This is a genomic window from Nocardia sp. NPDC003183 (assembly GCF_053590715.1).
Genome location: NZ_JBSFTG010000021.1, coordinates 47,148 through 59,900 on the forward strand (window position 1 = coordinate 47,148; position 12,753 = coordinate 59,900).

A 12,753-nucleotide genomic window follows, 5' to 3' on the forward strand; every position below is an offset into this window, starting at 1 on the left:
GATCAGCGAGGACGGGCAGCTCACCGGTAGCCGCCGCCCCAGTGCTGCTCGTTGGCGGACCGTCCCGCCTCGAAGACCTGGTGGTAGAGCAGCGAATGGACCTGCTGGACCTGGGGCACGTCGTCGTACTCGAGCGGCTCCTCCGAGGAGGAGCCGATGATCAGGGTGCCGGTGCCGAGCGCCCGGTCCAGCAGACCGTGGCGGAACTGCACACTGGAGATCCGGCTGAGCGGGATATCGATGCCGGTATGGGTGAGCACGCCCTGGCGCACCAGCACCCGCCGACCGGTGACGATGAAATGCGTCGACTTCCAGGCGATCACGCGCGCGACGACCCGCCACGCGACCAGCCCGAGCCAGGCCAGCCCGATCAGGATCAGCAACACCGTGCGCACGTGACCGGTGGTGTTGCGCCAGGCCAGGCCGCCGAGGAATCCGGCGATCGCGGTCACGACGATGAGAGTGACGATGGGCCACACCAACATCTTCCAGTGTGGGTGGCGGTGCAGGATCAACTGCTCGTCGGGCGCGAGGACATCCTCCGGGTAACCCATGACCGAACAGTACCGCGCTGGGACGTCGGGTTCTGCGACAGTCGCACCGCATTTCTCGATGCCACGGCCGAGGCGATACTGTGGATTACACGCTAGATGCCAGGTTTTGCCCTTATCTGCTTGCTCGATACCGACAGTGGAGGCACGCGTGACCGAAGATCTGACTCAGCTCGAAATCCTCACGGCCCTCGAACCAGTGGCCGAACAGAACCTCAACCGGCACCTTTCCATCGCCAAGGACTGGAATCCGCACGATTACGTGCCGTGGGAGGAAGGCCGCAATTTCGCCGCGATGGGCGGAAGCGATTGGGAGCCATCACAATCCAGGCTCACCGATGTCGCCAAGGCGGCGATGATCACCAATCTGCTCACCGAGGACAACCTGCCGTCCTACCACCGCGAGATCGCCGAGAACTTCTCCCTCGACGGCGCGTGGGGCACCTGGGTGGGCCGCTGGACCGCCGAGGAGAACCGCCACGGCATCGTGATCCGCGACTACCTCGTCGTCACCCGCGGCGTCGACCCGGTGGCGCTGGAGGAAGCGCGGATGGTCCACATGACCCAGGGCGCGCACGCACCGGCGAACTGGGGTGGATTCCTGGTCAACGTCGCGTATGTGACGTTCCAGGAGCTGGCCACCCGGGTGAGCCACCGCAATACCGGTCGGGTCTGCGACGACCCGATCGCCGACAAGATGCTGGCCCGCGTCGCCACCGACGAGAACCTGCACATGATCTTCTACCGCAACCTGTGCGCGGCGGCGCTCGACCTGGCCCCCGACCAGGCGATGCCCGCGATCACCAAGGTGCTCACCAATTTCCAGATGCCGGGCGCGGGCATGCCCAACTGGCGGCGCAACGGCGTGCTGATGGCCAAGCACGGCATCTACGACCTGCGCCAGCACCTCGACGAGGTGGTGCGGCCGGTGCTCAAGCAGTGGAACGTCTTCGACCGCAACGACTTCGGTGCGCGCGGTGAGGCAGCGCGCGATGAACTCGCGCTGTTCATCGACAAGCTGGAGAAGGATGTGCTGCGGTTCGAGGAGCAGCGCGACCGGCTGCTGGCGCGCGAGCGCGAGGTGGCCGAGCGCGCGACCGCGGGTGCGGCCGCACACTGATCCGTCTCGGCGACGGGCCCGGCTCCGGGCCCGTCGTCAGTACTGTCCGCGCAGGTGGGAAACGTCGCCGGCCGATACCGCCCGCTCACCGATGAGCAGCCGCCCGGTGTCGTCGACATCGCTCGCCACCCCGGTGAGCACCGTCCCGCCGGGCAGTTCGGCACGCACTTCCATGCCGATGGTGGCGCATCGCTCACGGTATTCGGCCACCAGATCGACGGTGTTCCAGCCCGACCGCTCCCACGCGGTGAAGCGGCGCGAGAACTCCGCCAGGATCGCCGCGACCAGCGCGGTGCGGTCGACGTCGGTCGCACCGGCCAAGCTCAGCGAAGTCGCATGGGCGACAGGCAGTTCCGATTCGGCGAGGTCGACGTTCATTCCGATGCCGACCACCACCGCGGGCGCGATGCCGGTCGCGGCGACCTCGGCCAGGATGCCCGCGAGTTTGCGGCCGTCGAGCAGAACATCGTTGGGCCACTTCAATTCCGGTGCGACACCAGCCGTGCCACGCAGTGCGTCGACCACCGCGATGCCGGTGAGCAACGGCAACCAGCCGAGCGCGGCGGGATCGATGCCGGGCAGGCGCACCAGGATCGACAGCGAGATCTGCGCGCGGGGCGGACTCACCCACGTGCGGGCATGTCTGCCGCGACCGCTCACCTGCTCCTCGGCGAGCAGAGCCTGACGATCGGCGGACGGGTCGGCGGCGCGAGCAACCAGGTCGGCGTTGGTCGATCCGGTCGATTCGACTACATCGATCCGGTCGTAGAACGACAGGCCCGGCGAGCTGCGCAGACCCTGTACATCGATGGGTGCCCTGTTCATTCTCGGCAGGTTACTGGAGTTCTCTGTGAACGGTCATGACCATAGCTAGCTGGGGTTTCTCTACTGGCCGGTAAGCGAGACTGCCGTGGTGCGCGGAGGTGTCACTCGTTACACTCGCAACCCATGACGAGTGTCCAGCAGCAGCCCGCATCGGAATCGGCGGGCGCCCCCGATATCCACACCACCGCCGGGAAGCTGGCTGATCTGCGGAATCGGCTGGAAGAAGCGCAACACCCGATGGGTGAGACCGCGGTCGACAAGGTGCACGCCAAGGGCAAGATGACCGCGCGTGAGCGCATCCTCGCCCTGGTCGACGAAGGCTCCTTCGTCGAACTCGATGCCCTCGCCAAGCACCGCAGCGTGAATTTCGGCCTGGAGCACAACCGCCCGCTCGGTGACGGCGTCGTCACCGGCTACGGCACCATCGACGGCCGCGACGTGTGTATCTTCTCGCAGGACGTCACCGTGTTCGGTGGCTCGCTCGGCGAGGTCTACGGCGAGAAGATCGTCAAGGTGATGGACCTGGCGATCAAGACCGGCCGTCCGCTGGTCGGCATCAACGAGGGCGCGGGCGCGCGTATCCAGGAGGGTGTCGTCTCCCTCGGGCTCTACGGCGAGATCTTCCACCGCAACGTGCAGGCCTCCGGCGTGATCCCGCAGATCTCGCTGATCATGGGCGCCGCCGCCGGTGGTCACGTGTACTCCCCCGCGCTCACCGACTTCGTGGTGATGGTCGATCAGACCTCGCAGATGTTCGTCACCGGGCCCGACGTGATCAAGACCGTCACCGGTGAAGAGGTCTCGATGGAGGACCTGGGTGGCGCGCACACCCACATGGTGAAGTCCGGCGTGGCCCACTACGTGGCCTCCGGTGAGCAGGATGCCCTCGACTACGTCAAGGACCTGCTGAGCTACCTGCCGAGCAACAACCGCGCAGAGGCCCCGCGCCACGCTCCGACCGACCCGATCAACGGTGCGATCGAGGATGCCCTCACCGACGAGGACATCGAGCTCGACACGATCATCCCGGACTCGCCGAACCAGCCCTACGACATGCACGAGGTCATCCGCCGGCTGCTCGACGACGACGAGTTCCTCGAGGTCCAGGCCGAGCGCGCGATGAACATCATCTGCGGCTTCGGCCGGGTGGACGGGCGCAGCGTCGGCATCGTCGCCAACCAGCCGACCCAGTTCGCCGGCTGCCTCGACATCGACGCCTCGGAGAAGGCCGCGCGCTTCGTGCGCACCTGCGACGCCTTCAACATCCCGATCATCACCCTGGTGGACGTGCCCGGCTTCCTGCCCGGCACCGGCCAGGAATACAACGGCATCATCCGCCGCGGTGCGAAGCTGCTCTACGCCTACGGCGAGGCCACTGTGGGCAAGATCACGATCATCACTCGCAAGGCCTACGGCGGCGCCTACGACGTCATGGGTTCCAAGCACATGGGCGCCGATGTGAACCTGGCATGGCCCACCGCCCAGATCGCCGTGATGGGCGCCTCCGGCGCTGTCGGATTCGTCTACCGCAAGCAGCTGCTCGAAGCCGCCAAGAACGGCGACGACGTCGATGCGCTGCGCCTCGAGCTGCAGAACGAGTACGAGGACACTCTCGTGAACCCGTACGTCGCCGCCGAGCGCGGCTACGTGGACGCGGTCATCCCGCCCTCACACACCCGTGGCCAGATCGTGTCGGCGCTGCGGCTCCTCGAGCGCAAAATGGTGACCATGCCGCCGAAGAAACACGGCAACATTCCGCTCTGAAAACGCGATATCCCGGATAGGCCGCGCACACTTGTTGTGGAAGACAACTATTGATCGGCGCGGCCACACCGGGAATGATCGCGTCAACCGCGCTGTGAAGCGAAGTAAGTGCAGGAAGGATCTGGCACTGTGACAACTGTGGCAGAAGAAGACGTGTTGACAGTCGCCGAGCTCGAGCTCGTCGTCGAACCACTCGTCGAAGAGGTCGACCTGCCGGCGGGCACGGTGGCGCAGGCCACCGTCGACGCCGCGGGCGAACCACTGTTCCGTATTCTCAAGGGCTCGCCCACCGATCAGGACATCGCGGCTCTGGTCGCCGTGCTGAGCGCGGCGACGGCCGACGCACCCGTCGGCGGATCGAACGGACCGGCCGACGCATGGGGCACATCGACGATGATGCATCGGGGCACGAACCCGTTCTCGCCGTACGTGTACCCGATGCTGTCGCACCTGCGCTGAGGTGACCGAAGCTGGTGCGGCGGTCACCGGAGCCGCTGCTGCGGTGACCAGGCTGATTCTGGCGTCGGCGTCGCCTGCCCGGCTCGGGATCCTGCGCACCGCGGGCATCGATCCCGTGGTGCGGGTCTCGGGTGTAGACGAGGACGCGGTGTCGGCGGCTCTGCCCGCCGGTACCTCCTCGTACGATGTCGTCGTCGCCCTGGCTCGTGCCAAGGCGGCCGACGTCGCCGCGTCGATTCCCGAATTCGGTGCCGACTGTGTCGTCGTCGGCTGCGATTCGATGCTGCTCGTCGACGGGCAGCTCCAAGGCAAACCGCACACCCCGGAGGTGGCGCGCGAGCGCTGGGCCACGATGGCGGGCCGCAGCGCGGATCTGATCACCGGGCACTGCGTGCTGCGGCTGCACGACGGCGAAATCGTCGCCGAGTCGGCCGAATGCAGCAGTACCACGGTGCATTTCGCGAAGCCGACGCCGGATGAGCTCGATACCTATATCGCGTCGGGCGAGCCGCTGAAGGTCGCGGGGGCGTTCACCCTGGACGGGCTGGGCGGCTGGTTCGTCGACCGGATCGAAGGCGATCCGTCCAGCGTCATCGGGATCGGACTACCGCTGTTGCGCCGGCTGCTCGAAGACGTCGGTGTCGGTGTCACGCAACTGTGGCGGGATCCGCGGGACTGACGGCGCGATCACGTGCTCATCCCCCGGCTCCACGGCCGGGGTGCGGTCGGGCGCGGCCATCGTCAGATCGAGCCGGGCCGTACACAGCTCGGGCTCGACGAAGGGGTGCAGCTGCACGTCCACCCGGCCGCGGGCGCCGTTGCGTTCGAGCACCTCCCGCATGAGCCCCATGTGCACGCCGCACACCACTTCGGCGTGTGAGCGGGCCAGTTCACGCAGCGGGCAGGCCGTCAGGTTGATCTGGACGTGCTCGGAGGTCTCACCGGCGGGTTCCTTCTCGGGTGCGAACCCGAGCTCCGACATCAGCGACATGGTGATGTCCCTGGCGTCGGCGAGGGTTTCCACCGGCTGGGTGCCGATGTCCATCCGGGCACCCCAGGCGCGACCAGCGGCCACGGCGGCGGCGGAACGGGCGATCGGATCGGGGCCGAGATGGTCTGCCAGTACCTGCGCGAGCTCCTGATATCCCACCGAGCGCTGCACCGCGCGATAGCCGATGCGCGGTCGGCCGCGGCCGCGTGGCGGTTGCTGGAACTGGCGAACCAGCGATTCGCGGGTGAGGACGTCGAGGTGGAATCGGACGGTGGTGACGTGCTGTCCGGTGATGCGGGCCAGTTCCTGGGCATCGAGGGGCTCGGTGGCGCCACGTAGGATCGCGAGCAGTCGCCGTCGCGGCCAAGAATCGGACATAGCTCACCCCTCCTCTCCAGAGACTTTATCGGACATCCGTGCGCTTTATTCGCCCATTGTGTCGATTCGTGATGTGCCACCACACACTTACCATCGGCTGCGACCACACAGTGGTCGCACCCACCCAACTCGCGTGAAGGACCACACCGTGCCCGTCGCCCCGGATCCGCACCCCGCCTTCGGTTCCTACGCAGTCCCGCATCGATTGGTAACCACAGAATGGCTGTCCGCAAACATCGGCGTGCGTGGTTTACGAATCATCGAGTCCAACGATGACATCCTGCTCTATGACATCGGCCATGTCCCAGGCGCGGTCAAGATCGACTGGCGCGGCGACCTGAGCGACCCGGTGACCCGCGATTATGTCGACGGCAAGCGCTTCACCGAGCTGATGCGCGCCAAGGGCATCGAGCGCGACGACACGATCGTGATCTACGGCGACCGCGGCAACGCCCAGGCCGCGCACACCGCCTGGATCTTCACCCTGTTCGGCCACGAGGACGTGCGCCTGCTCGACGGCGGCCGCGACGCCTGGATCTCCGAGGAACGCGACACCACATTCGACCAGCCCTACCCCACACCCAGCGACTACCCCGAGGTCACGCGCGACGACACGACCGCCCGCGCGTTCCGCGAGGACGTACTCGCCAGACTCGGCGAACCCCTCGTCGATGTGCGCTCGGCGCAGGAGTACTCCGGCGAGCTCGAGGACAAACCGCGCAACCAGGAGTACGCCGCCCTGCGCGGCGGGCACGTGCCGACGGCGGTGAACATCCCGTGGACCGAGGCCGCCACGATCGACGGCCGCTTCCGCTCCCGCACCGACCTGGACGAGGTCTACGGCACGCTTCCCGCCGACGACCTGGTTGTCTACAGCGGGGTGGGCGAGCGGTCCAGCCACACCTGGTTCGTCCTGACATTCCTGCTCGGCCGCAGGTCGGTGCGCAATTACGACGGATCGTGGATCGAATGGGGCAACTCGGTGCGGGTACCGATCGTCACGGGCACCGAACCAGGTGTCGCGAATCGGATCATTTGAAACATGTTCACATCACTGGACGCCGCGTAGTGTGACCTGCGACCTACTCGACAGTAGGGCTAGCCGAGTTCGAGCAGGGTTGGCACACTGCCTACACTCGCCCGAGACGAAAGTTGTCGATACCGGGCACGGGGCCTAACCGGCGACCCGTTCCCCGACGCGACCAAAGATTGCACACAGGAGGCTCAGTGCCCAGCCATGCCAGCGCACGGATCACGAAGGTACTCGTAGCTAACCGCGGCGAGATCGCGGTTCGCGTGATCCGGGCTGCCAAGGACGCGGGAATCACCAGCGTCGCGGTGTACGCCGAGCCCGATGCCGACGCTCCCTTCGTGAAGCTCGCCGACGAGGCGTTCGCCCTCGGCGGTCAGACCTCTGCCGAGTCGTACCTCGTGTTCGACAAGATCCTCGACGCCGCGGCCAAGTCCGGCGCCGACGCGATCCACCCCGGTTACGGTTTCCTCTCCGAGAACGCCGACTTCGCCCAGGCCGTCATCGACGCCGGGCTGATCTGGATCGGCCCGTCGCCGCAGTCCATCCGCGACCTCGGTGACAAGGTCACCGCGCGCCACATCGCCGAGAAGGCGAAGGCGCCGATGGCCGCGGGTACCAAGGACCCGGTCAAGAACGCCGACGAGGTCGTCGCGTTCGCCAAGGAATACGGCGTCCCGGTGGCCATCAAGGCCGCGTTCGGTGGCGGTGGCCGCGGCATGAAGGTCGCCCACACCATCGAGGAGATCCCCGAGCTGTTCGAGTCGGCGACCCGCGAGGCCATCGCCGCCTTCGGTCGCGGCGAATGCTTCGTCGAGCAGTACCTCGACAAGGCCCGCCACGTCGAAGCCCAGGTCATCGCCGACCAGCACGGCAACGTGGTCGTCGCCGGTACCCGCGACTGCTCGCTGCAGCGCCGGTTCCAGAAGCTCGTCGAGGAGGCGCCCGCGCCGTTCCTGTCCGACAAGGTGCGCGCCGCGATCCACGAGTCGGCCAAGCGCATCTGCCGCGAGGCGGGCTACTACGGTGCGGGCACCGTGGAGTACCTGGTGCAGGGCGAGACCGTGTCGTTCCTCGAGGTGAACACCCGCCTGCAGGTGGAGCACCCGGTCACCGAGGAGACCGCGGGCATCGACCTGGTGCGTCAGCAGTTCGCGATCGCCAACGGCGAGGAACTGTCGATCAAGGAAGACCCCACCCCGCGTGGCCACTCGTTCGAGTTCCGGATCAACGGCGAGGACGCCGGTCGCGGCTTCCTGCCCGCTCCCGGCCCGGTGAACGTCTACCGCGAGCCCACCGGCCCCGGTGTGCGCGTCGACTCCGGTGTGGTCCAGGGCAGCGTCATCGGCGGTCAGTTCGACTCGATGCTGGCCAAGCTGATCGTCACCGGCGAGAACCGTGAGCAGGCGCTGCAGCGTGCCCGCCGCGCGCTGGCCGAGTTCGAGGTCGAGGGTCTGGCGACGGTGATCCCGTTCCACCGCGCGGTCATCGAGGATCCGGCCTTCATCGGCGACGGCGAGAAGTTCGACATCTACACCAAGTGGATCGAGAACGAGTGGAAGAACACCGTCGAGCCGTACACCGCCGGTGGCGTGTCCGACGATGACGACGACGATCTGCCCCGGCAGAAGGTTGTCGTCGAGGTCGGCGGACGTCGCGTCGAGGTGTCGCTGCCCGGTCAGTTCACCCTCGGTGGCGGTGCGGCCGGTTCGGCGGGCAACGGTGTGGTGCGCAAGAAGCCGAAGGCGCGCAAGCGTGGCGGCGCCGGTGCCGGTGCCGCGTCGGGTGACGCGGTGACCGCGCCGATGCAGGGCACCGTCGTGAAGGTCGCGGTCGAAGAGGGCCAGACCGTCGAGGCGGGTGACCTGATCGTGGTGCTCGAGGCCATGAAGATGGAGAACCCGGTCAACGCGCACAAGGCCGGTGTCGTCACCGGGCTCGCCGTCGCGGCGGGTGCGGCGATCACCCAGGGCACGGTCCTGGCGGAGATCAAGTAGACAACAGCTAGCTGTCCACAACGGGCGTCGGTCTCCACGGACCGGCGCCCGTTGTCGTTCGCCGAGCGGCCGCGAGGAACCGAGCTGACGGATTCGTGTCCGGCACCGCGGAGACGGATCGGTGAACGGGCGCGGAAGATCATGCGTCTCGCCCGGCTGGGTGACCTGCTTCTGTCGTATCGTGGGTCGGGTGACCAGTACTGCGCACACCGATCTGGACCCGCTCTCGACGCCGGGTTCGGCAACGGTGGCCGAGGTCATCCAGGCTCGCCGGGAAACCGGTAGCCGTACTGACGGCAATCGCCTCGCGCTGGTGATCGAGGGCGGTGGCAGCCGCGGTGTGTATTCCAGCGGCATGGTGCAGGCGCTCGAGGAACTGGGTCTGGCGAAGGTGTTCGACGCCGTGTACGGCACGTCGGCCGGGGCGATCAACGGCGCCTGGTTGCTGTGCGGGCGCGCGGCGACGGGGATGCGGTCGTGGACCGATCCGGCGATCATGCGCCGCGTGGTCGATCCGGTACGCATCTTCCGCGGTCGCCCCGTGTTCGATCTGCACTATCTCGTGCATCGCGTGTACGACGGCATCGAACCGATGGACTTCCCCGCGATTCTGGCCAACCCCACCACCTTCCACCCCATCGCGACCGATATCCGCACCGGGCAGTCGGTGGACCTCGGGCCCTACATCACCGACAAACAGAGCCTCATGACGGCGCTGCGGGCCTCTGCGGGCCTTCCGCTGCTGGCTGGGCCACCGGTCGCCCTCGCGGGTGGCAGCTACTTCGACGGCGGCCTCACCGAAACCGTCCCGATCCGCACCGCCGTGGCCGCGGGCACCACCCACGCCCTGGTCCTGCGCACCCGCCGGACCGATGAAGTCCGCCCGCCCGCGCCCCTGCTGCACCGGGTGGTCGGCGGCGGCTACATGCGTGCCATCGCGCCCGGTGCGTTCCGGGCGTGGAGCAAGCGGCCGGGTCAGCAGGCGATGGAGGACAGCTACCTCGACGGCCTCGGCGATCATGTCCTCCAGGTCCACCCACCCGCCGGTTCCCCCGCCATCGACAGCGCGGCCCGCGACACCGACCTGCTCACCCGCGCGCTCGACATCGGCCGCACCGCGGTTCACTCCCTGCTCGGTGGCGGCACCCTCCGCACAGCCTGATTCCGGCTCGGCCGACGACACCTGGGCCCGTGCCCGGAGCCGCCGCCCGCGTGCGGCTTCGGCAGCGGTCGGCGGCCATGGCCCAGCGGTCGAACACTAGGCTGCTCGCGTGGAACCGATCGAGATCAACGCAGGGTCCTGGTATCTGCGCGCGCTGCGCGCCGACGAGCGCATCGACGACCGACCCGCGCTGGCCGACGGCGGCATCACCGATCCCGGCTACGTGGCCACCCGGTCGGCGCAGTGGGCGGACGAGTCGCACTTCTCCTGGGCGGTCTGCGTTCCGACGACGGCCGAGATGGTCGCCGAGATCGGCGTGACGCCCGGCCCCGACGCCACCGCGGCGGTCACCGGCTGGGCTCGTCCCGGCGAGGACGAGGCACTGGCCGCCGGTCTGGCCTCGGTCCACCGTTTCGTCGCGGGCGCACTCGGACTGACTGTTCCGCCTCCCCGCGTATCTCGGCCGGATTGAGGCGCGGGGAGGCTCGGTTACGCGGCTGGCGGTGAGATGTCGGTCAAGTCAGCCGGTGCCCGACGAGTTACCCGTGTTCTCGCGTGAGTACCGCGTCCAGCGCGTCGACGGCCTGACTCAGCTCGTCCTCGGTGACCGTCAGCGGCGGACGGAAGCGGATGCCGCGCTCCCCCGTGCCGAGCAGCAGCACATGCTCACGTTCGCGCAGTTCCGTCACCACCCGATCACGCAGCTGCGGCGTCGCCAGCGTCACCGCGCACATCAGCCCACGCCCACGCGCCTCGCTGACCACGTCCGGGTGCGCGGCGGCCAGCTTGCCGAGCCGGTCGAGCAGGAACGCGCCGAGCGGTGCCACGCCCTCGATCAGCCGATCCCGTTCCAGCACTTCGAGAATGCGCCGGGTGCGCACCATGTCGGTGAGGTTGCCGCCCCAGGTGGAGTTGAGCCGTGAGCTCACCCGGAAGACATTGTCGACCACCTCGTCGACCCGGCCGCCCGCCATGATTCCGCAGATCTGGGTCTTCTTGCCGAAGGCCACCACATCGGGCGCGACATCCAATTGCTGGAAGGCCCAGGTGGTTCCGGTCAGGCCGACGCCGGTCTGCACCTCGTCGAGGATGAACAGCGCGTCGTTGGCGTGGCACAGCCGCTGCATGGCGGCGAGGAATTCCGGCCGCAGATGACGGTCACCGCCTTCGCCCTGGATCGGTTCGGCGATGAAGCAGGCGATGTCGTGCGGGTTGTCGGCGAAGGCCCGTTCGGCCTGGGCCAGCGCCCGCGTTTCGAGGGCGGCGATGTCGGGGCCCGCGAAAGTGTGCGGTGTGTCGATGCGCGGCCAATCGAATTTCGGGAATCGCGCGGTCTTGACCGGGTCGGTGTTGGTGAGCGACAACGTATAACCGCTGCGCCCGTGGAAGGCGCCGGTCAGGTGCAGCACCTTGGTACCGAGTTCCGGTGCGCGACCGTGCGATTCGTTGTGCCTGCTCTTCCAGTCGAAAGCGACTTTCAGCGCGTTCTCCACCGCGAGCGCGCCACCGTCGACGAAGAACAGGTGCGGCAGGCGCGGATCACCGAGCACGCGGGCGAAGGTGTCGACGAAGCGGGCCATCTCGACGGTATAGATATCGGAGTTGCTCGGCTTGTTCAGTGCGGCGTTGGCCAGCTCGGCGAGAAAGCTCTCGTCGCCGGCCAGCGCGGGATGGTTCATTCCCAGCGCGTTGGAGGCGAAGAAGCCGAACATGTCGAGATAGCTGGTGCCGTCACGTTCGTCGACGAGCGTGCGACCGTGCGACTCGTGTAGGTCGAGCACAAGCTCGAAACCGTCCGCGAGGATGTGCGAGGACAGGATTTCGTGGACCCGGTCGGCGGGGATGACCGCCGCGCCAGGGCGCTCCAGTTCGATGGTCATGAAACCGACGATACGCAAATATTTACGGAAGTTCTACGGAATCACGAATCAAATTACGGAAGATCACTACCTGTCATAGAATGTCTGCAGGATGATGGTGCTGCGGGTGTGCACATTGGCCGTGGCCCTGATCTCCTGCAGCAGATGTTCCAGATGCCGAGGCGAGGCCACCCGAACCAGCAGGACGTAGCTCTCCTCGCCCGCTACCGAGTGGCACCCCTCGATGCCGGGGATGTGCTGCAGCAAGGCGGGCGCGTCATCGGGCTGGGACGGGTCGAGAGGAGTGATCGCGACGAACGCCGACAACAAGTGCCCGAGCGCTTCGGGGTCCACCTGCGCCGCGTATCCGCGGATCACGCCGCGCGCTTCGAGCCTGCGCACCCGCGATTGCACCGCGGAGACCGAGAGACTGGCCTTCTCCGCCAGATTCGACAATGTGGCGCGGCCGTCTGCCATCAGTTCTTTGATCAATAGTCGATCGATGTCATCGAGCTGGGGTCGAGCCGGTGTATCCGCCATCAGCGAAGGCTAACGCAGCGTGGGGCTCGCGCGGGGAAAACTTCTTTCCGTTCCCCACCGAATTCTCCCGAACTTTT

At 67.3% G+C, this 12,753-nt stretch carries 13 protein-coding genes; 8 read left to right on the forward strand and 5 right to left on the reverse strand.

Annotated elements, in window-relative coordinates:
• Positions 1 to 20 precede the first annotated feature (20 nt).
• Complete coding sequence (locus tag ACWDXS_RS33160) at positions 21 to 554, reverse strand: PH domain-containing protein (RefSeq protein ID WP_378635591.1); 534 nt, start codon at positions 552 to 554, stop codon at positions 21 to 23.
• 148 nt (positions 555 to 702) lie between these two features.
• Here ACWDXS_RS33160 and ACWDXS_RS33165 point away from each other — a divergent pair, with 148 nt between their 5' ends.
• Positions 703 to 1,671: an acyl-ACP desaturase gene (locus ACWDXS_RS33165; protein ID WP_449971899.1), complete on the forward strand. Its 969-nt coding sequence runs from the start codon at positions 703 to 705 to the stop codon at positions 1,669 to 1,671.
• A gap of 36 nt (positions 1,672 to 1,707) precedes the next feature.
• Here ACWDXS_RS33165 and ACWDXS_RS33170 read toward each other — a convergent pair whose 3' ends face one another.
• Positions 1,708 to 2,496: a biotin--[acetyl-CoA-carboxylase] ligase gene (locus ACWDXS_RS33170; protein ID WP_449971902.1), complete on the reverse strand. Its 789-nt coding sequence runs from the start codon at positions 2,494 to 2,496 to the stop codon at positions 1,708 to 1,710.
• Positions 2,497 to 2,619: 123 nt separating this feature from the next.
• On the opposite strand from ACWDXS_RS33170, the gene ACWDXS_RS33175 reads away from it, so the two are divergent.
• The 3 genes from ACWDXS_RS33175 to ACWDXS_RS33185 all read left to right on the forward strand — a co-directional run bounded on the left by ACWDXS_RS33175 (position 2,620) and on the right by ACWDXS_RS33185 (position 5,398).
• Positions 2,620 to 4,260: an acyl-CoA carboxylase subunit beta gene (locus ACWDXS_RS33175; RefSeq protein WP_378995413.1), complete on the forward strand. Its 1,641-nt coding sequence runs from the start codon at positions 2,620 to 2,622 to the stop codon at positions 4,258 to 4,260.
• Between the two features lie 129 nt (positions 4,261 to 4,389).
• Positions 4,390 to 4,719: an acyl-CoA carboxylase epsilon subunit gene (locus ACWDXS_RS33180; RefSeq protein ID WP_378995411.1), complete on the forward strand. Its 330-nt coding sequence runs from the start codon at positions 4,390 to 4,392 to the stop codon at positions 4,717 to 4,719.
• A gap of 43 nt (positions 4,720 to 4,762) precedes the next feature.
• The gene (locus ACWDXS_RS33185) at positions 4,763 to 5,398 is read left to right on the forward strand and encodes a Maf family protein (RefSeq protein WP_449971962.1); all 636 of its coding nucleotides are present in this window, start codon (positions 4,763 to 4,765) and stop codon (positions 5,396 to 5,398) included.
• Here the strand turns inward: ACWDXS_RS33185 and ACWDXS_RS33190 are convergent.
• Entirely contained in the window at positions 5,324 to 6,088 is a 765-nt protein-coding gene (locus ACWDXS_RS33190) for a helix-turn-helix transcriptional regulator (RefSeq protein WP_449971905.1), read from the reverse strand. The two genes, ACWDXS_RS33185 and ACWDXS_RS33190, sit on opposite strands and share 75 nt — an antisense overlap.
• 148 nt (positions 6,089 to 6,236) lie before the next feature.
• Here ACWDXS_RS33190 and ACWDXS_RS33195 point away from each other — a divergent pair, with 148 nt between their 5' ends.
• From ACWDXS_RS33195 to ACWDXS_RS33210, 4 genes are all read left to right on the forward strand, one after another.
• Positions 6,237 to 7,127: a sulfurtransferase gene (locus ACWDXS_RS33195; RefSeq protein WP_378995498.1), complete on the forward strand. Its 891-nt coding sequence runs from the start codon at positions 6,237 to 6,239 to the stop codon at positions 7,125 to 7,127.
• A 188-nt stretch (positions 7,128 to 7,315) separates the two neighbouring features.
• The gene (locus ACWDXS_RS33200) at positions 7,316 to 9,115 is read left to right on the forward strand and encodes an acetyl/propionyl/methylcrotonyl-CoA carboxylase subunit alpha (protein WP_378995405.1); all 1,800 of its coding nucleotides are present in this window, start codon (positions 7,316 to 7,318) and stop codon (positions 9,113 to 9,115) included.
• A gap of 190 nt (positions 9,116 to 9,305) precedes the next feature.
• Entirely contained in the window at positions 9,306 to 10,277 is a 972-nt protein-coding gene (locus tag ACWDXS_RS33205) for a patatin-like phospholipase family protein (protein ID WP_378995403.1), read from the forward strand.
• Between the two features lie 109 nt (positions 10,278 to 10,386).
• The gene (locus ACWDXS_RS33210) at positions 10,387 to 10,749 is read left to right on the forward strand and encodes a hypothetical protein (RefSeq protein ID WP_449971909.1); all 363 of its coding nucleotides are present in this window, start codon (positions 10,387 to 10,389) and stop codon (positions 10,747 to 10,749) included.
• A 67-nt stretch (positions 10,750 to 10,816) separates the two neighbouring features.
• Here the strand turns inward: ACWDXS_RS33210 and lat are convergent, their stop codons facing one another.
• Entirely contained in the window at positions 10,817 to 12,157 is a 1,341-nt protein-coding gene (gene lat, locus ACWDXS_RS33215) for an L-lysine 6-transaminase (protein WP_449971912.1), read from the reverse strand.
• Positions 12,158 to 12,223: 66 nt separating this feature from the next.
• Positions 12,224 to 12,676, reverse strand: coding sequence for an Lrp/AsnC family transcriptional regulator (locus ACWDXS_RS33220; protein ID WP_056818059.1), 453 nt, complete (start codon positions 12,674 to 12,676; stop codon positions 12,224 to 12,226).
• Positions 12,677 to 12,753 lie beyond the last annotated feature (77 nt).